The organism is Nocardia citri, assembly GCF_054065835.1.
Window position 1 is genome coordinate 15,860 of record NZ_JBSUQM010000023.1, and the last position, 21,889, is coordinate 37,748.

The window sequence follows — 21,889 nt, forward strand, 5'->3', positions numbered from 1 at the left end:
GTCGGTGACTCGCTGTTTTATGTATCTCAGTCGTCCCGACGGCTGCCTGGGCTATGCCGTGACCTCGTACTCCACGAGTACCCGGCGCAGCAGTTTTCCGGTGGGATTGCGGGGCAGATCATCGAGAAATACGACTTCGCGCGGCACTTTGTAGCGGGCCAAATTCTCCTTGACGTAGGCCTTGATCTCCTCGCCGTCGGGGCAGTGGCCCGACTCGGGGACCACGAAGGCGCGCAGGCGCTTACCGAATTCCACGTCGTCGACTCCGACCACGGCCGCGTCGAATACATCCGGCCGCTGCAACAGCAGGTTCTCGACCTCCTGCGGGAAGACGTTCTCGCCACCGGAGACGATCATGTCGTCGTCGCGGCCGTCCACCATCAGCAGGCCGTGCTCGTCGAAGTGGCCGATATCGCCAATGGACATATGGCCGTCGATGATCTGCTTATGCCTGCCGTCGGTGTAGCCCTCGAACGGCGCACCGCTGCGGACGAAAATACGCGCGGTGGTGTTGATGGCGCTGACCTGCTTGTCGTTATCGTCGTAGAGCCGGACCTCGCAGGTGATCGGCGCTCGGCCGGCGGTGCCGGGTGCCACGGCGAGATCGTCCGGATTCGCGACAGTAGCGACGGCGCATTCGGTTGAACCGTACAGGTTGTACAGCACCGGGCCGAAGATTTGCGTGGCCTTGACACACAGTTCCGGCGACAGCGCCGAACCCGCGAGCAGAATGCATTTCAGCGAGGTGATGTCGTATTCGGCGCGGATTTCCGGTGCCAGTTCGGTCATCCGGTGCAGCATGGTCGGCACCGCGATCAGCATTTCGGCCTTGTGATCGGCCACCATCTGCAGCGTGGCCTCGGCGTCGAAGCGGCGGCGCACCACCACCTTGTTGCTCATCGCGGATGCGACCAGGTACGTGCCGAGGCCGGTGCTGTGGAAGATCGGCGACACGATGACCTGAGTTCCCCTGACCGGGAACGGAATTCGGTCCACCATCTGCGCGATGGCCAGCGGGGTCACCTTGCTGCGCGGTGCGCCCTTCGGCAAGCCGGTGGTGCCGCTGGTGAGGATGACGAACCCGCCCGGCTTGGACGGCGCGGGCAGATTCGCGGTCGAGTTGGCGGCGATGAGATCGTCGAAAGTCTGTGCGCCATCGGGCAATTCGGTGCCCTCATCGACCCAGGTGAGGTGGCGCGGCAGACTTGGCGGCAGTGCGTCGAGCAGGCCCAGGAATTCACTGTCGTGCAGGACGGCCTGGACTTTCTCGCGCTCACACACTTCGGCGAACTGAGGTTTGGCGAAGCCGGTATTCATCAGCGCGACCCGCACGCCGAGCTTGCCGGCCGCGGCCATGGCCAGGATGAGGCCCCGATGGTCGCGGGCCAGCACACCGACCACGGACCCCTCCGCCAGATTCGCCTGGCGCAGCCCCCGCGCGATCGCGGTCGACTGCTCGTCGAGTTGCCGGTAGGTCAGTTCGCCGCGCTCGTCGACTAGTCCGGGGGCATCGGGCGCAACTCGGGCCGAATGCCGGATCAAGGCCGCCTGCGGCCCGTAAACCCGTGACTCCTTCGCTGTCCGCAACGTTTCCAGCGGCTTCTTGGGATCGCTGACCCGGCGTGCCCGCAGCACCCCGAATGCCTTCACAACCTCCAGCGCATGCGCCAACTTCATCGTCGACCACCTCTACCGCCAACTCGCGTCGGCACTCGCCCAAGCGATCTGAACCACGGTTCTGTTTCACCAACCGTATCAGCGCTATGACTAACATCACATCACATCCGATGCCGGGCGAGCGGGACCCGAACCACAAAAGCCCGGCGCGGGAATCCGTGCCGGGCTCGCGTGCTGGACGGTCAGTTGTAGATGGATCCGAAGGACGGGACCGAGATGGTCCCCAGTTTGTACTGGTAGCCGTCCGGGTTGGCGTCGCTGACCGGGACTGGCCAGCGGTGCAACAGGCTGCCGTAGACCGCGCCGACGATGACACCGGCACCGGTATCGAGCGGGCGGGTGCGAATAGTGGTGTCGACCGCGGCATCGTTGTGCTCGGAGAGCACTTCGGTGCCGCTGCGGCCGTTGGACAGATTGATCCACAGGACCTGGAGCCTGGCCCCGGTCTGATCCGGTGCGATCGTGCCCGGTCCGCCGAAGAATCCGAATCGGAACCCGTCGTAGCCGAGCGCGATGCCGGACCCGTAGACGCCCGGACCGTCTCCGCGCCCGATATCGGATTGCGCCGGGATCTGGAACGGCTGCGCGGGCACTGCCACCTGGGTGGCGACCTGCCCGGATGCCAGCAGTCGGTCCATCGCCTGTTCGGCGGCGGGATTGCCGCTGGCGGCCTTACGCAATTGCTGCGTGGCAGTATTCCAGTCGAATGTGGTCGGCTCGGCCGTGGCATGCCCCGCGAAGACGAGAACGAATGCGGTGGTGGCCGCGACCGCGGCGGTGAAGCGACGTATCAAACCCAGCCTGTGCATAACCAGTCTCCTGTTTGGGGTCCTTGGTACTGCTCCATGGAATTCGTGCGCTGATTCTCAGCAGGCAAGATACCGTCCGCTACTGCACGGCTCTCGGCGGGTATCGCACAGCCGGAGTGATGATCGAACAGGTCCATCGACCTATCGCACCTGATGCCACCTTGGGAAGGCGCCGGGTGCGGGCTAGCCGCGCTTACGGCTTTCGCGTACCACTACGGTCCCCCGGGCGTCGTATTCCACGCGCTCGAACGTGGGGAAGCCCAGCTCGTTCAGTGCCTTCAGCGCGGTGTGCGAGTTGTAGTTCCTGGTCTCCCCCGAATTCCCCGCCACTCTGGTGGCCAATCCGATGAGTTGAATCGGCGGCCATAGAACATTATTGACAAGGACTGCATAGGTCTGCGGATTCTCTGGCGTCTGGTCGCGGGTGGCAAGAAATACCTGATCATCGCTGATCTGAACCGGATTGCCGCTGATCGTGATCGTTGTTGAGCGAGCCATGTGCAGAGATCCTGCCATCGGCTCTGCAGCTGAATCGAATCCGGCTTCGTCGACCGGGACCACAGCCGGTTGACCGGACAGATCGTGATGCGCGGTGACCCAGCGAACGAAAAACCGGTGTCGGCCATAGAATGGACCGGCACCGGTTTTCCGTTGTGCGACTTGCTATTTCAGCTCGGCGCTGGTTTTGCCGAGGATGCGGCGGGCGACGATGAGCTGCTGGATCTGCTGGGTGCCTTCGAAGATGTCGAGAATCTTCCGGCGGGTTTTGACTGACTTGGAGGAATGGCCCAAAAACTGGCTCTGAGCTGCTGCTATGCATCTCAGGGGTTCTCGGTATTTCTGGGTAGTTTTCGGCGTCCAACGGCCTGTGAACGGCCTGGTGACTTCCCTTCCCCTGCTTCCTCATACTGGCCATCCTGAGCTGAGGGAGGTCGTGTCAAGGGCGCTTTTTCCCTTGACTCGGCCGAGTGAGGTCAGACAATTGGGCCATGAGGAGGCAGGGACTACGACCCGCGAGCAGAATCACGCGGCCACCGGTCGCGATACCCCGCACTCGTCGGAATCTACGGCCCTGCAACTTGCGCGTTCGGTGCTCGAGGCGCGTATCCCACCGCCGGATTCGTTCAGCAATTCATTCGCTCCTGGTGAGCGGCTTGGTGATTGGGCAGAGTGGCGGCGGATTCGGCTGACTGGTGACGGTTTGGTGACCACCTACGCGGGTTCGGCAGGCTGGTCTTATGAGGCAAGCGAGCGAAGCTCGTGCGGCAGCACCGTTTGAGAGTCGCCGCGGCTGGTGGCTGTCGATCGGGCAGAGTGCCGGCCGATTCGGGCTCGGTGATCCGTTCAGCAATTTGCTGTCGGGCGTCATCGTGGCCAACGTCAGCAGCTCGGGGCCGGTGCTGTCTGAGCATTCAGGAGTTCGGGCGGTCTGCTGGTAGCGCATGGGTGTCGCCGACGCGCCGGTGTCCGAGGAGCCTGCGACGAGGAACGCCGTCGCGCGGCGGCGGCGCGCATGCGCCGCCGCAGGCGCCTTGACTCTATATAGCGAAATTCAGCAACCACTCGCGAACGAGCTGCGAGAGTGGACAATTGAGCCATGACGAGCCTGGTGCTGACGGTAGAGCGGCGTGCAGAACTGGTAGCGCTCCTGAACGATGATGCGAAGTTGGACGCCGAGTACCCGCACGTTGCGGACTATCTCGACACGATGATGCAGCTGCCGGGTTCTGGCGATCCTGAACGGGACGCGTCATTTGATCTCCGTGTTGTCCACTTTCTGACCGGTGGTGCACCAGCCGCCAGAAACCCCTATTGGGAGATAGTCGAGCCTGCGGTCTCACGCGATGAGTCCGGGCGTCGAGTCGTCGGCGGAGAATCGGGAAGTGCTCGGGTAGCGTATGCCGAGACGGTGCTGCAAGGTGTCTATGCCTACGCGGTCCCGTCGCCGGAGACCATCGAATGGGTTCGCGAGTTCGCCGACGGTCGTCCGCTCGTCGAGTTGGGGGCCGGGCGGGGGTACTGGGCGGCTCAGCTTGCTGCTGCGGGTATGACGGTGGACGCGTACGACTCGGAGCCGCCGAATTCGGCACCGAATCCATCCTTTCCGAGCGGGCGCGGGCAGCACGATGTGTGGTATCCGGTCCAAGACCTGGCCACTTACGCAGGCGTCGACAAATCGCGAGCGGTGCTGTTCCTGTGCTGGCCGCCAGGCTGGGGTTCGTCGATGGCCTCGGAAGCACTGGATGAGTTCGAAAGGGCAGGGGGTGACCGGCTGGTGTTCATCGGCGAGGAAGTCGGCGGCAAGACCGGCGACGATGCGTTCTTTGCGATGCTCGCTGACCGATGGCAGCTCGCCGCACAGGACACAGAGCACATCTCGTGGCCACGAAATCGGGATGTCGCCCAAGGCTGGACGCGGAAATAGCAGAAACGACGAAGCCCGGCCTGTCACGAGACAGGGCCGGGCTTCTGCGTTTGCGGGTCAACCTTCGTCTGGCGCCTCGGGCGTCAGCGCCATACGGAACACGAAAGCCTCGTATCGGTCGCGTGGATAGGACACATAGGACAGCATCAGTACCTGGTCCTCGGGTCCGATAAATCGTTGCTGCACCGACTTCACCAGCGTGCCTGCCGTGACGCCCAGCCATTCGGCGTGGAGCGAGGTCGGCAGCGAGTCCGAGACGGTTTCCTCGAGGAACGTCGCAGCGGCAGTTCCCTCGACCCCGATCGGCTGGTAGCTGTCCGAGATCGAGATGGGCCGACCGTCTTCGCTGGCCCGGACAATCTCATGGGTGACGCGAGTCCCGGCCTTCAGCCCCATAGCCGCGGCGACGCTATCGCTTGCGCTGATCTCCTGCTTGTGCCGGTCGATGGCGATTGCCTGATCCGATTCCCGCGCATACGTGTCCTCCGGGTCCTCAAGCTGACGTTCGGGCGACACACGGACGAGGTTCGGGCGATCAGCGACGAACGTTCCACGCCGGGGAACGGACCGCACAAGCCCCTGGCTACCGAGTAGGTCAATTGCCGACCTGATGACGATGTCCGAGACGCCGTGCCGTGCGGCCAGTTCGGCGTAGCTGGGTAGCTGCGTGCCAGGCCTGAGTGCGCCGCTGCGGATTTCACGGGCGAATTCGCCAGCGATGGATACATATGCCGGTTCGGACATGACGTAGATCCTCTCGGTCGGGCTTGCGATCTCCAAATTCAGTATACGCAACTACGTATACGTACTGTTCACGCCATATGCGTCTTCGCGGAGCAAACAGCCAGCGCATCTGTGTATACATAGGTCTTGTGTGTATACGCAACTGCGTATACACTGAAGTCAGCGCGGATGAGACAGACGGCGCGATTCCAAACCTCAACCAGCACAAGGGAGTTGATTTCAATGGCACTCAAGGACATGTGGCTTTCCACCGATTTCCGTACCGCGTTCCCGATGGGGGTGTTCCTGCTCGGCAATATCGAGGCGGTTACCGAGTTCAATCAGGATCGCAGCGCGCCGAAGCGTCATCAGCTCGATTTCGATCGTGACGGTAACGGCACCGGTAAGCGTCTGTGGAAGGCCACGATCATGGACCCCACGGGCGGGAAAGCGGCTCAGGCCAGCTTCGATGTCGTGTTCGTCTCCGATCACCAGCCGGTTCCGTCGACTCCGGAGATCTCGCCCGGCCTGCGCCCGATCGAGCTGGAGGGCTTGATGCTCAAGCCGCGAGTTGTCGGTAACGGTGAGTTCAAGTCGATCGGCTGGAACATCCGCGCGACCGGCATCGTCGGCGACAACTCCGGTGCGAAGGTCAACCAGTCCGCCGCCTCGAAGGCTGCGTGATCGCCATGTCGCACATGAGCATGCAGGTCGGCCTCTGCGCCTCGATGAAGGTGCAGTACCACCCATCTCGTGACAGTGAGTACGGCGGCAAGATTCCGGCTTCGGTGTGGATCTCGCTGGACAACGAACGCTCCGGCGGGTCGACGGTGTTCCTCGAGATCGAGCACGTTCGTCAGCTCGCCGAGGAGTTGCCGGGGCTGTTGATGGCCCATGATGCCGCCGAGCACGCTGCGGCTGAACGGGCTGCCGCTGAACGGGCTGCGGTCCAGGCTGAGGCGGCCTGAGATGGACACGGCGGATCAGCAGTCCAAGGGGATGGCGTGGGCTCGCTGGTCCGCCGTTCTCGTTGTCGTGGTCATCGGCGTTGCCGCGTTCGTGTTGTCGTTCGCGGCGCTGCGTGACCTCGCGGTCAAGGCCCACACGCCCGAACAACTGGCGTGGCTTTTCCCGGTCATCGTGGACGGCACCATCATTCAAGCCACCATCGCCGTGTTGGCGTTGGCCGACAGCGATGACCGCAAGTGGTTCGAGCGGGTTCTGGTCGCTGGGGCTGCGGTCTCGATCGGCGGCAACATCGCTCACGCTCTGGTGTCGGGTCACGGGATCGGTGCTGCCGTGCTGGCGGTGATCGCCCCGGCCGCTCTGTTGATCGACACACACGGCCTGGCGGTGCTGTTGCGCACTCGCCAACCCACCCTTGTCGAATCGGACTCTCCTGCAACGGATTCGGTTCCGGTGGACGCTTCAACGCCGCAACTTCCGGATGCCGTGCCTGAGCCCGTTGAAGTCCCCGAGCTTGTCGAAGTCCCTGTGCCCGCTGTGGTGGCGGAGGTCCCGGTTGCGCCGGTGGTTTCCGCGCCGGTGCGCACCATCCAACCCATTCCCGCGCGCCCGGCTGCTCCGTTGCTGCCTGCCGCGGCTCCGCTCACCATGTTCTGAAAGGTGTTGATTAGCAATGAATTTGATGTTCTTGCGTGAGATGTTCGGCTTCCCACCGCCGCCTGTGCGGATGGAAACCGGTTACGACCGCGATCAAGACGTGGTTTTCCTGAAGTTGGGTCGCAAGGGCGTAGCGCTGTCACCTCGAGAGGTGTTGTGGCTGATCGAGGATCTGCGCGATTCGGTGGATGAGCAGGCCCGCAGCATCGGGACCGACCAACAGCCTGCCGTCCCCGCCAAGTCGCTTCCCGGTGAGGTGGAAGCATTCTGCCACCGATTCCCGGGCGGTGAGCTTGCCGTGGTGATGGAGATCGGGAGCGACACGATCGTTCACGCCTCGGTGCGCATGGATTACACCCAGGCCGAAGCACTTGCGGCTGATTTGGTTGTGGCCTTGACCGAGTTCGGTATTGCTCGCGGGTCGGCGGTGGCGTGATGTCGACATCGTTGCTGCTGCCGGTGGGTGTGGTGTTCGCCGCTGTGATCGTGTCGGCGGCTCCGGTGGCTGTGGCTAATCCGTCCGGGTGCGTGATGTTCTGCCAAAACCAACCCTCGGGCCCGTCGCCGGACAAGTGCGCGATGTTCTGCGAACCCCCGGCACCACCGCGTGATGAGAGCGCCTGTGGCCAGTTCTGCGTGCTGAACAACAGCTGGGATCGCGGGCCGCGCTGATTCGTCGCCGGGCCGGTCCATTTTTTCTGAAAGGTGTTGAGTAACAATGAGTTTGACAACTATGTTGCCTCCGCTGGCCGCGATGGCTGGTGGTGTGGGCATGGCGGCACGGATGGCGTACTGGTCACGGCGCAAATCCGCTGCCCGTCAGGAGACGGTTGCCGATTGGGTGGCGGCGGCACCGATGCCGTTGAAGGCTTCGGTCTTGGTGTTCTGTGATCGTCAGCAAGAGTTCATGTTGTGGCGTGAGCTGGGTTTCGGCTCGAACGATGACGGTTTCCCCACGGTCCTGGATGTCGAGTACACCGCCTACGGGCTGGATGTGGACGTGCAGATGCGTGGCGGACACAAGCTCTCGGACTGGACCGATCAGGACACCCTCGACGCGTTGGCCCAGTACATCGGGGTCCCGGAAGTGACCGCGCTGTCGTCGTTTCCCGGATTCATCCGCCTGCAGGTCCGGGTGCATGACACCCTCGCCGACCCGGTCCCGCTGCCGACAGAGATCCCGGATCACGTGGATTTGGAGGCTGTTCCCGCTGGCGTGTTCGAAGACGGTGTGAGCTGGAGTGTTCCGATTCAGGGCCGTCATGTCCTGGTCGCGGGCGGTATGGGGTCGGGTAAGTCGAGTGTGTTGTGGTCGCTGGTCAACGGGATGGGTCCGGCGATCCGTTCCGGGCGGGTGGATCTGCGGGTGATCGACCCGAAGGGCGGCATGGAACTGGGATACCTGGAACCGTTGTGCACTCGGTTCGCCTGCACCGGTGAAGAGGAAATGGTCGGGGTGCTCGAGGAGACCGTCACCGACCTTCAGGAAGCCACCCAACGCTATCGGGGCAAGGTCCGCAAACCTGTTCCGACGCCGCAGAACCCCCTGGTGGTCACGATCATCGATGAGGCGGCCACGCTGTCGGCGTTCTCCACTCCGAAGCTGCAGGCTCGTTTCGAACGTGCTCATGGTCTGCTGTTGTCGCAGGGTCGGGCGCCACTGTATTCGGTGATCGAGACGGTGATCGATCCGTCGAAAGAGAATGTGCCGCAACGGCAGTTGCTTCCGTATCGGGTCGGTATGCGCATGGACGAAGCCGGTCAGGTCGCCATGATCCACGGACAAGGGGCACGTAACCGCGGCTCCTACTGCGACCGTATCCCGCACTCGACACCGGGTGTGTGCTACGTGCAGGAAGACGGCACGGCAGGGTTCCGGCGGGCTCGCGCGTTCATGGTCACCGACACCGATGTCGACCGGATCGTCGCCCAGTACACGCCGGTCCCTCGTCCGGTCGATTTGGCCGACTTCGCCGAGGGGCGTGCGGCATGAGGACCGGGTTCGTCACCGAGGTGCACGTGGTCATCTACTGCGACGTGTGCGGGGACACCTACACCGAGAACACCGTTGAGGGTATCTGCTTCGACACGGTCAACCAGGCTATCGGCTACCTCAACACCCGCTCCGCCGGTGTCGGCTGGATCTACGACGGCGACAAGGTCATCTGCGACGGCTGTCAAGCCTTGGCCCGCTGCACCGAGCACGGTCACACCTTCCCCGACCCCAGTCGCGCCCTCGTCCGGCTGCCCGGCAAAACCACCCGTTCCCGCACCTGCGCCGCGTGCGGCATCTCCGAAACAGAAATCGAGGCCCTGTCATGAACACCAACCACACCACCCACAGCTACGACGACAACGTTATCGACCTGCATGCCCGCCGCCGATGCCAGCTGCAAGCCCGGGGCCTGGATGCCGTCTCGGTCGCGGTTCACCTGCTCGCCGAAACCGGGACACTCCCGGCCTGGGCCAGCGACGACTACGACGGTGGGGACTGGGCGGCTTGAACCAACTCGCCTTGTTCGAACTCGCAGCCGAAGGGAGACCATCGAAATGATGTGGTGGACAACAGTTTTCGCAGGTTATGCGATGGTCGCGGGAATGCTGCTGTGGCGGTTCCGGAGCCCGCGCACCTTCCGGCGGTGGATCGGCGCCCCGCTCCGCGCCCGCTACCTGGGCTGGTTCCGCTACCGGCTGCGTTGGACCCGCCGCATGACCGCCGCTCGCCTCGCCCTCACCACCGCCGACGGCGTCACTCGTGTTCCGCGTCTGCTGTCGGTCCGCATCGGCGACACCACCGACCGGGTTCGGGTCCGGATGCTGCACGGGCATTGCCCCGCCGACTACGAAAACCGCACCATCCGCCTCGCCGAGGTCTTCGGTGTCCCGGGGTGTGACGCCGCGATCGTCGGCCCCGGAACAGTGGAAATCGTTCTCTACCAACAACTCTCACCCACAGCTGTCGCCCTACCGGATGAGTTGAAGGACGTGGCATGACCGACATGATCGACGGAGGCCGGACCGGGGACACCACCCCCGCTCCGGCCTCCGGGCCATCCACCCAGCACACCGCCCCCATCGCCGGTGTCGCCCCCAACCGGGTGACCGCCGCCGAGCGACGCGCGATGCCCGACATCACCGATATCGCCGAAGCGGCTGCCGAGAAAGAAGGCGTGTGCGCCCGCGTCGTCCCCATGCGGGCCTTCGACCCGATCACCTCCCGCACCTCCTACGTCGGCGCCCCCTGCAAATCCACGAATGCCTCGACGTGCCCAGCGTGCGCGAAAGCCAACCGGTACCTGCGCATGACTCAGCTGCGCGAAGGGTGGTGCGCCGAACACGAACCCGTCGACCCCGAAACCGTGGTCACCGAAGCACAGCAAGACGTATTGGGTAGTCGCGCAATCCTTTTCACCGACTACCATGACGCTCGCCGTACCGGTGATCACGAACTGGCGGACGCGATCAAAGCGTTGGTGGCCGACCTCGATGTCGAGCTGCGGGAACTCGGTGTGCGGGGCCGTCTGCCCGCTCTGGATGAGAAACCCCGTCGCAAAGCCAAGTCCACCCGTCGCCGTGACGACCTGCCCGACCTGCCACGCCAGAAGGTCAACAAGGCACTCACCGTGGGCGCCGCCTACGCCAACGGCAAGTACCGGCCCTCGACGTTCTTCACCCTCACCCTGGACACCTACGGGACGATCAACCGCGTCCGCGACCCCGAAACCGGGAAGATGGTCTCCGACGGTTCCCCGCGCGACCCCGAGAGCTACGACTACACCCGCCAAGCCCGCGACACCATCCACCTGGCCCGCCTGTTCGACCGGTGGATGCAGAACCTACGTCGCGCGGTCGGCTGGAACGTCCAGTACTGGGCATCGGTCGAACCACAGAAACGCGGTGCCCCACACCTGCACATCGCTATCCGGGGTTCGATTCCGTCGAAGTTGCTGTATCAGGTCACCGCGGCAACCTTCCGCAACATCTGGTGGCCACACTTCGACACCCCCGTCTACACCGACACCAACATGCCCGTCTGGGACTATTCGGCCGGGACGTTCGTGGACCCCCGTACCCGCAAACCGTTGACCTATTGGGATGACGCGCTGGCGGTGATGGACACCGTGGACGACCTCGAACCAGCGCACACACTGAAGTTCGGTGGCCAGTCCAAGGCGGTGCAGATCCTCGGCGGCAGTGAGGAAATGCACACCAAGGTCCGCTATCTGACCAAGTACCTCACGAAGTCGATCGGGGAAGTCCTCGAGACGGACTCGACCCGCGTCGCGGTGCACTACGACCGGTTGCACGCGGAGTTGCAACAGACTCCGTGCTCGGAGAAATGCGCGGTGTGGCTGCGTTACGGCATCGTCCCCAAGGGCGCCAACGAGAAAACCCAACCCGGCAAGTGCAAGGGCAACGCCCACCGCCGTGACACCCTCGGCCTGCCCGGTCGACGCTGCCTGAACTCGGGCAAATGGTCGGGCAAAACGATCCCCGACCACAAGGCCGATCGCCTCGAGTTCGTCCGCCAGGAGCTTGCCCGTGTGGGCATCCTCACCCCCGATACCTCACACCTGCGGATCACACCGGTCGGGCCTGGCGACAAGGACGCACCACCTCGTTCGCATCTGGTCATGGCGTTGGTGGCTGCCCGGATCAACCAACGCGCCCAATACACCAACGCCCGCCTCGCCATAACCGAAGGACCCCCAGGAGAAAACCCAGGAACCGGTAAACCGCAAGACCTTTCGACCGTTCAGCAATCCGCAGCAGCATAGGGAGGGACAACGATGGAACTGCCCGCCGACCGCATGTGGACGGTCGAGGAAGCCGCCTACTACCTCGGTATCCCAGTAAAGACGCTCTACCAATGGAAATGGCAGGGTGAAGGGCCTCCGGTGCGCAAGGTCGGTCGACACTTGCGCTACAACCCCGTTCGCCTGCGTGCATGGGCCGATATAGATGAGGCCGCCTGATGGGCCACGTTGATGACCGCTGGTGGCGGCCGAAGAAGGACGAGAACGGTGACGTGATCGTCAACAGTCGGGGTAAGCCGGTCATGGAGAAGACCGAACTGTTTGGGCGGGGGATGCGCTATCGAGCCCGTTACAAGGACCCGGACGGGGTTGAACGTGGAAAGTCGTTCCCTGACAAGCAGAAGGGACGCGCTGAGGATTTCCTGATCGAGGTCGAATCCGACAAGCGCGAGGGCAAATACATCGACCCGAAAGCGACCCAAAAGACCTTTCGCCAACAGGCTGAGAGTTGGTTCCGAGCACAGTCGGCCGATCCTGCGACCCGTGAAACGCTGCGGAGTCGGCTCGATTCGCGTATCTACCCGGAGTTCGGTCACTTGCCGTTGGGGCGAGTTCTGCCGTCAACCGTTCGCGACTGGGTGAGCAAGCTCGAAGAGAAGAAGTATTCCGACAACTATAAGGCGGTGCTGTTCGACATCGTCGTCGGCGTCCTTGACACTGCGGTTGATGACCGGCTGATCAGGACCAATCCTTGCCATGCGAAGACGGTCCGTCGCCCGGTGCGTAAAAGCCCGAAAGTAGTTGTCTGGCAGGACAATCGAGTGTCGTCTGTGCGTTCTGGTCTCGTCAGGGTCGATGAGCGGTACTCCGTCGTGGTGCCGATCGGGGTTGGTCTGGGTCTGCGGCAAGGTGAGCTTTTGGGGCTTTCGCCTGCCGATATCGACCGGGAGGCCATGACGGTGCATGTTCAGCGTCAGGTGAAATTCGTCAAGGGCGTTCTGATGCTCGCGCTCCCGAAGCGGGAGAAGACACGCTACGTGCCGCTGTCTGCCGCGCTGCTCGAAGCGATTGATGATCACCTGAAGAAGTTCCCGGCTCAGAACGTGACACTGCCGTGGGGCTCTGCTGATGGCGATCTGGTGACAGTGCCCCTGCTAATCACCAACAGCAGGGGAGAGTCGATGAGTGGTGACCTGTTCAACAAGATCGTGTGGAAACCTGCGTTCGGCAAGGCAGACCTCGAGTACGTGAACCGTGCGGACGGGATGCACTCGGGCTTGCGTCACCTCTACGCTTCGAAACTGCTCTCGCGTGGTGTCTCGGTCAAAGAGCTCGCTGACTACCTCGGCCACGAGGATCCAGGTTTCACGCTTCGGGTTTACACGCACCTGTTGTCGTCCAGCCACGAACGCGCTCGCCAGGCCGTTGACGAGTCGGCCCACATCTGGGAGCTTCCCCCCTCCAACGGCCTGGAAGCGGCCTGAGTGATCGTGAACCCGAATCGTCGGGTATCCGGAAACGAGAATCCGGTGCGAGTCAGCAAGTCGACTCGCACCGGATTTCTGTTGTCTACCAGCTCATTTGAGCTCCGCCGAGGTCTTGCCGAGGATGCGGCGGGCGACGATGAGCTGCTGGATCTGCTGGGTGCCTTCGAAGATGTCGAGAATCTTGGAGTCGCGGCCCCACTTTTCGAGCAGTGTGCGCTGGGAGTAGCCGATGGTGCCCGCGAGTTCGACGGCCTTGAGGGTGATATCGGTCCCCGCGCGCCCCGCCTTGGCCTTGGACATCGAGGCTTCCAAGGAGTTCGGCTTCTTGTTGTCGGCCATCCACGCGGCACGCAGCGACAACAGGTATGCGGCCTCGTAATCGGCCTCCATCCGGAGGAATTCGGCGGCGGCCGCGGGCTGGTTGTTGGCCGGGATGTCGTAGGACGGTTCGATGCCCGCATCCTTCAGGATGGCGCGCAACTCCTCCAGTGCCGCTCGCGCGACACCGACTGCCATCGCGGCGACGAGGGGACGGGTGTTGTCGAAGGTCTGCATGACCCCGGCAAAACCCTTCTCCACATTGACTTCTGGGCTGCCGAGGATGTTGTCCTTCGGAATCCGACAGTCCTGCAACAGCAGTACGGCGGTATCGGAGGCCTTGATGCCGAGCTTGTGCTCGAGCCGGGCCACCGAAAGTCCGGGAGCGTCGCGCGGCACGACGAACGACTTGATCGCCGCGCGGCCCAGGCTGCGATCCACCGAGGCCCACACCACGATGTGGGTGGAGCGCTGACCAGCGGTCACGAAGATCTTCTCGCCATTGAGCACCCACTCGTCGCCGTCGAGTACGGCGGTGGTGGTGACCGCGGCCGAGTCGGAGCCGAAGGACGGTTCGGTGATGGCCATCGAGGCCCACACCTTGCCGAAGCGCTTGAGCTGCTCGTCGGTGGCGACGGCCGCGATAGCCGCATTGCCCAGACCCTGGTACGGGATCGACAGCATCAGGCCGACGTCGCCCCATGAGGTCTCCAGCGCGTTCAGCAGCGCGGACATATTGCCGCCGTTGGAGTTTCCGAGCAGTTCGGTGGCGTGCTCGTCCGCGTCGGAACGGCCGCCGGCTGCGCCGCCGATCTTCTGGGTGCCGGAATCGGCCAGACCCTCGACCATGGCGGCCATGGTGTCCAGCTCGACCGGGTACTCGTGTTCACCGAGGTCGTACTTGCGCGAGATCGGCCGGAAGATTTCCTGGGCGACCTGATGGGCCTGGTTGGCGCTGGCCCGCAGCTTCTTGGGGAGTTCGAGATTGATCATGGTATCTCCTGGAAGTAACGAACCAGCCGATCAGATGAGCACGACACCTTCAGCGACGCCGATGACCCGCAGATCGCGGTACCAGCGCTCGACCGGGTGTTCCTTGGTGAAGCCGTGGCCGCCGAGCAGTTGCACGCCGTCCAGGCCGATCTGCATACCCTTGTCGGTGGCGAGCTTGCGGGCCAGCGCCGCCTCGCGGGCGTAGGAAAGTCCCTGCTCTGCGCGTGAGGCACCCCGCAGGGTCACCAGCCGCAGGCCATCCAGTTCGATCGCCATATTCGCGACCATGAACGCGACCGCCTGGCGATGCGAGATCGGCTCGCCGAATGCTTCGCGCTGGTTCACATACGGAATCACGTAATCCAGCACGGCCTGTCCGGTACCGATGGCCAGCGAGGCCCAGCCCAGGCGGGCCAGACGCACCGCGTCGGCGTACTCCTGCGCGCGGGTGATGGCATCGCCGTCGCCGAGGATGGCGTCCGTGCCGACCGCGACATCGTTGAGCAGCAGGCGACCCAGGCCGGCGGCGCGCAGACCCATGCTCGGATCGGCCTCCACGACCAGACCCTGGCTGTCGGAAGGCACGATGAACATGGCGGGGCGGCCGTCGAGTTCGGCGGCGATGATGAATAGCTCGGCGTCACCGGCGGCCGGTACCAGGCTCTTCACGCCGTTGAGGCGGTAGCCGCTCGGGGAGCGGGCTGCCTTGGTCTGCAGGGCGAACGGGTCGAACAGGGCGCGCGGCTCGCTGATCACGACCGCGGCCTGCGGCACGTTCTCGCCGGTGAAGGCGGGCAGGTAGGTCTGCTGCTGCGCGTCGGTACCCCACTGGGACAGGGCGACGGCGACACCGCTGGGCGCCAGAATCGGCAGGGCCAGACCCATATCACCGTGCGCGAGCGCCTCGGCGACCAGTGAGTTGGTGACCGCGCCGCGCTCGGCGGCCGCGCCTTCCAGCTCCTCGGGCACATTGATCAGGGTGATGCCGAGTTCGGCGGCTCGCTCGAGCAGGTCGCGCGGGGCCCGGGCGGAGTTATCGGCCGCATAGGCGGCCGGGCGCAGGATCTCGGCGGCGAATTCCCGCACCGTCTCGACGATCATCTGCTGCTCGTCGCTCGGGGTCAGGTCGAAGTAGCCCTTGTTCTTGGACTCGTTGTCCGCCAAGCGTTTCGGCGCACCGCCGCCGGCGACCTTGCCGAATGCGCGCGTAGCGGCGCCGAGGGTGCGGAAACCGGTCTTGGTGCCTTCGTAGGTGACCCGCTCGATCGGCTTGCGCAGGTTGTACTTCTCGGCGAGCTCCGACCCGGTAAGGGTCGTCATCACCCGCATTGCCGCGCCCATCCAGTCCCGCTTGGGGTGGTTCAGGCCGACCGCGGACGTGTCTGGACGTCGCTTCGTTGCGCTGTCTCGAGTGCTCATCATCACCTGGTTTCTCGGGGGGTCGGTGAGGTCTTTTCCCAGTTATCTTACTCTTGAGTAAGACAATATTACTTCAGAGTAAGAAGTGCGTCGAGGTGCAGTATCCGCCGCCGAACCAAGTCAGGCTGGAAAGTGCCCACAATCGCGGGACGACAGCGGTCCGTCATCGCTCTGCTATTCGCCGCATTCGCCACGCGCTACGGCTATCACCGGGACGAGCTGTACTTCTCGCGGCAGGATCGCGGCTACCCGGATCAGCCTTTATCAACTCCGCTACCGGCCCGCACGATGTCGGCAATCGATGCCGACTCGATACTGCTACTGCGGCTCCCATCGATCGCGGCAGCAACATTCGTCGTTATTTCACGGGGTTGATGGCACGCGAACTCGGCGACGGGTACGGGGCCCAGGTATTGGAAATTGAAGCCCATCCACGCGCCCGACGGCAACGAAGACCGATCGACGCCCTTCTACAAGAGTGCCGTCCACAGTGCTCGGCCGTGGTTTTCCAGATGCTGAACACCACCCGTACCAGTAAGGAGATGTCATGTTTCTTCGCGTTGTCGATCAGCTCGTCTCCGGGGTCCTCAATATGATCGCGACGTTTTTCGTTCCGTGAGTCGAGTCGCCCGGGGCGGTCTGTCCGTCCCGGGCAACATTCCAGCGCGAGAGTTAGGTTGTGCCGCATGGCAAGACGGCCGCGGAGTCGGCGACTGAGAAGCACTGAGGGCTGGGGCCATTCGCGATGGTTACCGTCGTCAGTACATTCTCGAGACTCAGTTCAGGTGGGTGAGGACGGTGTCGTGGAGTAGGGAGTTGGTGGCTATGGCGTCGCCGTCGTGGGGGCCGGGGATGCCGGTGAGAGACGTGAAGCGGCCGCCGGCTTCGCGGACGAGGATGTCTAGGGCAGCCAGGTCCCAGAGGGAGACTTCGGGTTCGGTGGCGATATCGACGGCGCCCTCGGCGAGCAGGCAGTAGCTGAAGAAGTCGCCGTAGCCGCGGACTCGCCACACGGCATCGGTCAGGTCGAGGAATTTCTCGCGCAGACCGCGTTCGCGCCAACCCGACAGGCTGGAGAAGGCGAGGCTGGCCGAGCCGAGATCACCGACCGCGGAGACCGAAATCGGTTTCGCCCTCACGGAATCGACGCTGGCCCAGGCACCGGAACCGGCCGCTGCCCACCACCGTCGCGCCAACGCGGGCGCACTCACCACGCCGACTACCGGAACGCCGTCCTCGAGTAGCGCGATCAAGGTCGCCCAGATCGGCACCCGTCGCACGAAGTTCTTGGTGCCATCGATCGGATCGATCACCCACTGCCGCCCGGTGAACTCGACGTCGCCGCCGAACTCCTCACCGAGCACCGAATCCGCGGGACGCTCCTGCTCGAGGACCTGGCGTATCGCCTTCTCCACCGCCAGATCCGCATCCGAGACCGGCGTCAGATCCGGCTTGGCGTCGACCCGCAGATCCAACGCCCCGAACCGTGCCCGGGTAATCCCATCGGCCGCATCGGCCAACCGCAGCGCAAGTTCGAGATCGGAGGAGTAATCAGCCACCCCCGAACCCTATCGTCCATCCCCGTCCCACCGGACCCATCCCCGATGCCGCACAAGCAGTACCCACCTCGCATAGCCTTCTTACCTGCGAGGCAGGCACGAGTTATGGGTCGGCTGTGAGGGCGCTGGCCCTCCGGCGCAGTTGGTCGAGCATGGGCTGGGCGGCCGTGGCGGGTCGGGCCGGGTCGGCCGGGCCGGGCTGCGCGCTGTCTCGGCTGAGGTCGGCACGCGTATTTCACCGTCTTCGCGGCGCCCAGTAGTCTTGACCATCGTGCATCCTGATGTCTCCGCTGACCTCGCCGAACTCGACGCCACGCTCAAGACCGTCGAGTCGGTCCTCGATGTCGAGGAGTTGCGTCGACGGATCGATGAACTCGAGCACCAGGCCGCCGATCCCGAGCTGTGGAACAACCAGGAGCACGCGCAGCAGGTCACCAGTGAACTGTCGCATGCCCAGAGCGAGTTGCGCCGGGTCGAGGAACTGCGTCAGCGCCTCGACGACCTGTCCGTGCTGTACGAATTGGCCGAGGAGGAAGAGGGCGAGGCCAGGGTGTCCGCACTTGCCGACGCCGATGCCGAGCGGGCCACGCTGCACAGCGATGTCGAGGCCATGGAGGTCCGCACCCTGCTCGCCGGCGAGTACGACAAGCGTGAGGCGCTGGTCAATATCCGCTCCGGTGCGGGTGGTGTGGACGCCGCCGACTGGGCCGAAATGCTGATGCGGATGTACATCCGCTGGGCGGACCGGCACAAGTACGCCGTCGAGGTCTATGACACCTCCTACGCCGAAGAGGCGGGCATCAAGAGCGCGACCTTCGCGGTGAAATCGCCGTACGCCTACGGCACCCTTTCGGTGGAAATGGGCACGCACCGGCTGGTCCGGATCAGTCCGTTCGACAACCAGGGCCGCCGCCAGACCTCCTTCGCCGAGGTCGAGGTGCTACCGGTGGTCGAGACCACCGACCACATCGAAATTCCCGAGGGCGAGGTCCGCGTCGACGTCTACCGTTCGTCGGGTCCCGGCGGCCAGAGTGTCAACACCACCGACTCCGCGGTGCGCCTCACACACATCCCCACCGGCATCGTCGTGACCTGTCAGAACGAAAAATCCCAGCTGCAGAACAAGATTTCGGCGATGCGGGTGTTGCAGGCGAAGCTGCTCGAGCGCAAGCGGCAGGAGGAGCGCGCGGAGATGGATGCGCTCAAGACCAACGAAGGTGCGTCCTGGGGTAACCAGATGCGCTCCTACGTGCTGCATCCCTACCAGATGGTCAAGGATCTGCGCACCAACTACGAGGTCAATAATCCGACCGCCGTGCTCGACGGCGATATCGATGGTTTCATCGAATCCGGAATTCGTTGGCGGATGCGAGAGCAGGCGAGCTAGTTGGATGTACCCCAGGCTTTCTCCACGTCCTCCGACTTCACCACCTGGCTGCGGTCCGCCGGTCTAGAGATCGTCCTGCTGATCCTCGGCGCGGTGCTGTTCAGCCGTTTCGCGACCTACGTCCGGGATCGGATCACCCGCAGGATCGACGCCGGATTCCGCAGCAGCGACGCACTGGTGCGTTCCGAGGCGGCCAAACATCGGCACGCGCTGGCGCAGGTGGTTACCTGGGTGGTGCTGACCGTCGTCTCTGTCCTGGTCGGCATGGAAGTGCTGCGGCGGCTGGGTTTCGCGGTCACCGGTCTGGTCGCGCCGGCGGCGGTGCTGGGTGCCGCACTCGGTTTCGGCGCCCAGCGGATCGTGCAGGACATCCTTGCCGGATTTTTCCTTATCACCGAGCGGCAGTACGGTTTTGGTGATGTGGTTCGCATCGCGGTCACTGGATCCGCGGAGCAGGCCGAGGGTACCGTCGAGGACGTCACGCTGCGGATCACCACACTGCGCAATGCCGACGGTGAGGTGATCACCGTGCCCAACGGCCAGATCGTCAAAGTAACGAATCTGTCGAAGGATTGGGCGCGCGCCGCAATCGACGTTCCGGTCGCGGCCAGCGTCGATATCACGAGGATCAACGAGATCCTGCACGAGGTCGGTACAAAGGCGTACGAAGACCGCGGGTTGAAGCCGCTGCTGCTCGACGAGCCGACTGTGATGGGCGTCGAAGATCTGACAGTGGACCAGATGAATATTCGTATGGTTGCTCGCACATTGCCGGGTAAGCAGTTCGAGGTCGGTCGCGAGTTGCGGGTGCGAGTCGCCGCGGCATTGCGCCGGGAGGGAATCAGTGAGACCACGTAGATCCACGGCGATTCTGATGGCATCATGGATCGCCACTTTCGTGCTATATCTGTTCGTCAAGCCCGATCAACCGACTGTGACATCGCCGGAGAAACTCAACATCGTTCCCGCAGTGGTGAATACGGCTACGCCCGACCATTAGCGATTGCTTGTGGGTCGCTTGATCCGTCGGTCGACCCTGATGTAGTCACTGGCCACACGACGACTGCTGGTTACACTGGCCAACCGTGATCGCTATGCGGAACGTGACCAAGTCGTATCAGACCTCGACGCGACCCGCGCTGGACAACATCACCGTCGATGTCGGCAAGGGCGAATTCGTCTTCATCATCGGCCCGTCCGGTTCGGGCAAGTCGACCTTCATGCGACTGTTGCTGAAAGAGGAGGCCCCGACCGCGGGCGAGATCCGGGTCGCCGACTTTCGGGTCGACCGGCTCCCCGGGCGGAAGGTGCCGAAGTTGCGTCAGCGCATGGGTTGCGTCTTCCAGGACTTCCGGCTGCTACAGCAGAAGACCGTCGCGCAGAATGTCGCATTCGCGCTGGAGGTGATCGGCAAGCGGCGCCAGTTCATCGACCGGACCGTGCCCGAGGTGCTGGATATGGTCGGGCTCGGCGGCAAGGCCGATCGGTTCCCGCACGAATTGTCCGGTGGTGAGCAGCAGCGCGTGGCGATCGCGAGGGCGTTCGTGAACCGTCCGCTGGTCCTGCTCGCCGATGAGCCGACCGGCAATCTCGATCCCGATACCAGCGGCGACATCATGTTGCTGCTGGAGCGGATCAACCGCATCGGTACCACTGTGGTCATGGCCACACACGACAATCACATCGTCGACGCGATGCGTAAACGGGTGGTGGAGTTGGATCGAGGTCGGCTGATCCGCGACGACGCGATCGGTGTCTACGGGGTGGGTCGATAATGCGCGCCGGATTCCTGCTCAACGAGGTCCTCACCGGTCTGCGTCGCAACGTCACGATGACGATCGCGATGATCCTGACTACCGCGGTATCGCTGACCATGCTCGGCGGCGGTCTGCTCGCACTGCGGATCGCGGACAAAACCCAGAACTACTTCATGGATCGGGTCGAGATCCGGCTATACCTCACCGACCTGGTTTCGGCCACCGATCAGGACTGTTCGCAGAATCCGTGTCAGCAGCTGATGTCGGATCTGAAGAAGACCGACGGCGTGGTCTCGGTCCAGTTCGTCAACAGCGACGAGGCGATGAAGGAAGCCACCGAGGTGACCTTCAAGGATCAGCCCGAAATGCTGGACATGATCAAGGACACCCGGCTGCCCGCGTCCTTGCGCGTGAAGATGACCGATGCCGATCAGTACCCGCGGATCTACGAGACGTTCAACGGCAAGGACGGGATCCAGAGCGTACTCAACGACAAGGACACTGTGGACCGGCTGGTCGGGGTGTTCGACGGTCTGCGGAATGCGGCATTCGGATTGGCGGCATTGCAGGCATTGGCCGCGCTGCTGCTGATCGCGAATATGGTGCAGATCGCGGCGTTCAGCCGACGCGAGGAGGTCGGCATCATGCGGATGGTCGGCGCGACGCGCTGGTACACGCAGCTGCCATTCCTCTTGGAAGCGGTGGTCGCGGCGCTGGCGGGGTCGATTCTGGCGGTTGTCGGGTTGTTCCTCGCGCAACCGCTGGTGGTGAATCGTGGGCTCGGCGCGCTGTTCAACAGCAATGTCTTCCCGCACCTCACCGGTGAGGACATCGCGCTGGTGTCCTTGACCATCGCACCGCTCGGCATCGTGTTCGCCGCGATCACGGCCTACGGCACATTGCGCTACTACGTGCGCGACTGACGTGCCGCGAACCATATGACGACCTCGCACAT

At 63.7% G+C, this 21,889-nt stretch carries 24 protein-coding genes; 17 read left to right on the forward strand and 7 right to left on the reverse strand.

The annotated features are described in order from the left end of the window. Window positions 1-51: 51 nt before the first annotated feature. From ACW2Q0_RS24555 to ACW2Q0_RS24565, 3 genes are all read right to left on the reverse strand, one after another. Window positions 52-1,677 carry an acyl-CoA synthetase gene (locus tag ACW2Q0_RS24555; RefSeq protein WP_457193262.1) on the reverse strand — a complete coding sequence of 542 codons (1,626 nt, stop codon included), beginning with the start codon at window positions 1,675-1,677 and terminating at the stop codon, window positions 52-54. A gap of 182 nt (window positions 1,678-1,859) precedes the next feature. After that, entirely contained in the window at window positions 1,860-2,486 is a 627-nt protein-coding gene (locus ACW2Q0_RS24560) for a hypothetical protein (RefSeq protein ID WP_457193263.1), read from the reverse strand. A gap of 183 nt (window positions 2,487-2,669) precedes the next feature. Continuing rightward, the gene (locus ACW2Q0_RS24565; RefSeq protein WP_457193264.1) at window positions 2,670-2,984 is read right to left on the reverse strand and encodes a hypothetical protein; all 315 of its coding nucleotides are present in this window, start codon (window positions 2,982-2,984) and stop codon (window positions 2,670-2,672) included. A 69-nt stretch (window positions 2,985-3,053) separates the two neighbouring features. Here ACW2Q0_RS24565 and ACW2Q0_RS24570 point away from each other — a divergent pair, with 69 nt between their 5' ends. After that, window positions 3,054-3,260 (forward strand): hypothetical protein, encoded by a 207-nt coding sequence (locus tag ACW2Q0_RS24570; protein WP_457193348.1) that lies wholly within the window; start codon window positions 3,054-3,056, stop codon window positions 3,258-3,260. A gap of 823 nt (window positions 3,261-4,083) precedes the next feature. Next, the gene (locus ACW2Q0_RS24575) at window positions 4,084-4,911 is read left to right on the forward strand and encodes a hypothetical protein (protein ID WP_457193265.1); all 828 of its coding nucleotides are present in this window, start codon (window positions 4,084-4,086) and stop codon (window positions 4,909-4,911) included. Between the two features lie 57 nt (window positions 4,912-4,968). On the opposite strand, the gene ACW2Q0_RS24580 is transcribed toward ACW2Q0_RS24575, so the two are convergent. Further along, on the reverse strand, window positions 4,969-5,655 hold the full coding sequence (locus tag ACW2Q0_RS24580; protein ID WP_457193266.1) for a GntR family transcriptional regulator: 687 nt from the start codon (window positions 5,653-5,655) through the stop codon (window positions 4,969-4,971). Window positions 5,656-5,877: 222 nt separating this feature from the next. Here ACW2Q0_RS24580 and ACW2Q0_RS24585 point away from each other — a divergent pair, with 222 nt between their 5' ends. The 11 genes from ACW2Q0_RS24585 (at window position 5,878) to ACW2Q0_RS24635 (ending at window position 13,498) form a co-directional block, all read left to right on the forward strand. Further along, window positions 5,878-6,318, forward strand: coding sequence for a hypothetical protein (locus ACW2Q0_RS24585; RefSeq protein WP_457193267.1), 441 nt, complete (start codon window positions 5,878-5,880; stop codon window positions 6,316-6,318). Between the two features lie 5 nt (window positions 6,319-6,323). After that, entirely contained in the window at window positions 6,324-6,602 is a 279-nt protein-coding gene (locus tag ACW2Q0_RS24590) for a hypothetical protein (RefSeq protein WP_457193268.1), read from the forward strand. A gap of 1 nt (window position 6,603) precedes the next feature. Continuing rightward, window positions 6,604-7,257 carry a DUF2637 domain-containing protein gene (locus tag ACW2Q0_RS24595; protein WP_457193269.1) on the forward strand — a complete coding sequence of 218 codons (654 nt, stop codon included), beginning with the start codon at window positions 6,604-6,606 and terminating at the stop codon, window positions 7,255-7,257. A 16-nt stretch (window positions 7,258-7,273) separates the two neighbouring features. Next, the gene (locus ACW2Q0_RS24600; protein WP_457193270.1) at window positions 7,274-7,693 is read left to right on the forward strand and encodes a hypothetical protein; all 420 of its coding nucleotides are present in this window, start codon (window positions 7,274-7,276) and stop codon (window positions 7,691-7,693) included. Between the two features lie 282 nt (window positions 7,694-7,975). Next, window positions 7,976-9,250 carry an FtsK/SpoIIIE domain-containing protein gene (locus tag ACW2Q0_RS24605; protein WP_457193271.1) on the forward strand — a complete coding sequence of 425 codons (1,275 nt, stop codon included), beginning with the start codon at window positions 7,976-7,978 and terminating at the stop codon, window positions 9,248-9,250. Further along, window positions 9,247-9,579, forward strand: a complete 333-nt coding sequence (locus ACW2Q0_RS24610) for a hypothetical protein (protein WP_457193272.1) — start codon at window positions 9,247-9,249, stop codon at window positions 9,577-9,579. The genes ACW2Q0_RS24605 and ACW2Q0_RS24610 overlap by 4 nt, the downstream gene beginning before the upstream one ends. Further along, window positions 9,576-9,761 carry a hypothetical protein gene (locus ACW2Q0_RS24615; RefSeq protein ID WP_457193273.1) on the forward strand — a complete coding sequence of 62 codons (186 nt, stop codon included), beginning with the start codon at window positions 9,576-9,578 and terminating at the stop codon, window positions 9,759-9,761. The genes ACW2Q0_RS24610 and ACW2Q0_RS24615 overlap by 4 nt, the downstream gene beginning before the upstream one ends. Window positions 9,762-9,843: 82 nt before the next feature. Beyond that, a complete protein-coding gene (locus tag ACW2Q0_RS24620) occupies window positions 9,844-10,251 on the forward strand; it encodes a hypothetical protein (protein WP_457193274.1) in 408 nt (135 codons plus the stop codon). Further along, window positions 10,248-12,035, forward strand: a complete 1,788-nt coding sequence (locus tag ACW2Q0_RS24625) for a replication initiator (protein WP_457193275.1) — start codon at window positions 10,248-10,250, stop codon at window positions 12,033-12,035. Before ACW2Q0_RS24620 ends, ACW2Q0_RS24625 begins: the two co-directional genes overlap by 4 nt. A gap of 12 nt (window positions 12,036-12,047) precedes the next feature. Next, entirely contained in the window at window positions 12,048-12,233 is a 186-nt protein-coding gene (locus tag ACW2Q0_RS24630) for a helix-turn-helix domain-containing protein (RefSeq protein ID WP_457193276.1), read from the forward strand. Beyond that, window positions 12,233-13,498, forward strand: a complete 1,266-nt coding sequence (locus ACW2Q0_RS24635; RefSeq protein ID WP_457193277.1) for a tyrosine-type recombinase/integrase — start codon at window positions 12,233-12,235, stop codon at window positions 13,496-13,498. The genes ACW2Q0_RS24630 and ACW2Q0_RS24635 overlap by 1 nt, the downstream gene beginning before the upstream one ends. Before the next feature lie 93 nt (window positions 13,499-13,591). On the opposite strand, the gene ACW2Q0_RS24640 is transcribed toward ACW2Q0_RS24635, so the two are convergent. The 3 genes from ACW2Q0_RS24640 to hisN form a co-directional block, all read right to left on the reverse strand. Beyond that, complete coding sequence (locus ACW2Q0_RS24640) at window positions 13,592-14,812, reverse strand: acyl-CoA dehydrogenase family protein (RefSeq protein ID WP_457193278.1); 1,221 nt, start codon at window positions 14,810-14,812, stop codon at window positions 13,592-13,594. 30 nt (window positions 14,813-14,842) lie between these two features. Beyond that, a complete protein-coding gene (locus ACW2Q0_RS24645) occupies window positions 14,843-16,237 on the reverse strand; it encodes an acyl-CoA dehydrogenase family protein (protein WP_457193279.1) in 1,395 nt (464 codons plus the stop codon). A 770-nt stretch (window positions 16,238-17,007) separates the two neighbouring features. Next, window positions 17,008-17,790, reverse strand: coding sequence for a histidinol-phosphatase (gene hisN, locus ACW2Q0_RS24650; protein ID WP_457193280.1), 783 nt, complete (start codon window positions 17,788-17,790; stop codon window positions 17,008-17,010). A gap of 271 nt (window positions 17,791-18,061) precedes the next feature. Here hisN and prfB point away from each other — a divergent pair, with 271 nt between their 5' ends. From prfB to ftsX, 4 genes are all read left to right on the forward strand, one after another. Next, window positions 18,062-19,177: a peptide chain release factor 2 gene (prfB, locus tag ACW2Q0_RS24655; protein WP_457193281.1), complete on the forward strand. Its 1,116-nt coding sequence runs from the start codon at window positions 18,062-18,064 to the stop codon at window positions 19,175-19,177. Further along, the gene (locus ACW2Q0_RS24660; protein ID WP_457193282.1) at window positions 19,178-20,035 is read left to right on the forward strand and encodes a mechanosensitive ion channel family protein; all 858 of its coding nucleotides are present in this window, start codon (window positions 19,178-19,180) and stop codon (window positions 20,033-20,035) included. 236 nt (window positions 20,036-20,271) lie between these two features. Beyond that, on the forward strand, window positions 20,272-20,952 hold the full coding sequence (ftsE, locus tag ACW2Q0_RS24665) for a cell division ATP-binding protein FtsE (RefSeq protein WP_457193283.1): 681 nt from the start codon (window positions 20,272-20,274) through the stop codon (window positions 20,950-20,952). Beyond that, complete coding sequence (gene ftsX / locus ACW2Q0_RS24670; protein WP_457193284.1) at window positions 20,952-21,857, forward strand: permease-like cell division protein FtsX; 906 nt, start codon at window positions 20,952-20,954, stop codon at window positions 21,855-21,857. Before ftsE ends, ftsX begins: the two co-directional genes overlap by 1 nt. Window positions 21,858-21,889 lie beyond the last annotated feature (32 nt).

Bases quoted from the DNA above. Each gene is read 5' to 3' on its own strand.
- ACW2Q0_RS24555 (WP_457193262.1), bottom strand. From the start codon at position 1,677: ATGAAGTTGGCGCATGCGCTGGAGGTTGTGAAGGCATTCGGGGTGCTG.
- ACW2Q0_RS24560 (WP_457193263.1), bottom strand. From the start codon at position 2,486: ATGCACAGGCTGGGTTTGATACGTCGCTTCACCGCCGCGGTCGCGGCC.
- ACW2Q0_RS24565 (WP_457193264.1), bottom strand. From the start codon at position 2,984: ATGGCTCGCTCAACAACGATCACGATCAGCGGCAATCCGGTTCAGATC.
- ACW2Q0_RS24575 (WP_457193265.1), top strand. From the start codon at position 4,084: ATGACGAGCCTGGTGCTGACGGTAGAGCGGCGTGCAGAACTGGTAGCG.
- ACW2Q0_RS24580 (WP_457193266.1), bottom strand. From the start codon at position 5,655: ATGTCCGAACCGGCATATGTATCCATCGCTGGCGAATTCGCCCGTGAA.
- ACW2Q0_RS24585 (WP_457193267.1), top strand. From the start codon at position 5,878: ATGGCACTCAAGGACATGTGGCTTTCCACCGATTTCCGTACCGCGTTC.
- ACW2Q0_RS24590 (WP_457193268.1), top strand. From the start codon at position 6,324: ATGTCGCACATGAGCATGCAGGTCGGCCTCTGCGCCTCGATGAAGGTG.
- ACW2Q0_RS24595 (WP_457193269.1), top strand. From the start codon at position 6,604: ATGGACACGGCGGATCAGCAGTCCAAGGGGATGGCGTGGGCTCGCTGG.
- ACW2Q0_RS24600 (WP_457193270.1), top strand. From the start codon at position 7,274: ATGAATTTGATGTTCTTGCGTGAGATGTTCGGCTTCCCACCGCCGCCT.
- ACW2Q0_RS24605 (WP_457193271.1), top strand. From the start codon at position 7,976: ATGAGTTTGACAACTATGTTGCCTCCGCTGGCCGCGATGGCTGGTGGT.
- ACW2Q0_RS24610 (WP_457193272.1), top strand. From the start codon at position 9,247: ATGAGGACCGGGTTCGTCACCGAGGTGCACGTGGTCATCTACTGCGAC.
- ACW2Q0_RS24615 (WP_457193273.1), top strand. From the start codon at position 9,576: ATGAACACCAACCACACCACCCACAGCTACGACGACAACGTTATCGAC.
- ACW2Q0_RS24620 (WP_457193274.1), top strand. From the start codon at position 9,844: ATGGTCGCGGGAATGCTGCTGTGGCGGTTCCGGAGCCCGCGCACCTTC.
- ACW2Q0_RS24625 (WP_457193275.1), top strand. From the start codon at position 10,248: ATGACCGACATGATCGACGGAGGCCGGACCGGGGACACCACCCCCGCT.
- ACW2Q0_RS24630 (WP_457193276.1), top strand. From the start codon at position 12,048: ATGGAACTGCCCGCCGACCGCATGTGGACGGTCGAGGAAGCCGCCTAC.
- ACW2Q0_RS24635 (WP_457193277.1), top strand. From the start codon at position 12,233: ATGGGCCACGTTGATGACCGCTGGTGGCGGCCGAAGAAGGACGAGAAC.
- ACW2Q0_RS24640 (WP_457193278.1), bottom strand. From the start codon at position 14,812: ATGATCAATCTCGAACTCCCCAAGAAGCTGCGGGCCAGCGCCAACCAG.
- ftsE (WP_457193283.1), top strand. From the start codon at position 20,272: ATGCGGAACGTGACCAAGTCGTATCAGACCTCGACGCGACCCGCGCTG.
- ftsX (WP_457193284.1), top strand. From the start codon at position 20,952: ATGCGCGCCGGATTCCTGCTCAACGAGGTCCTCACCGGTCTGCGTCGC.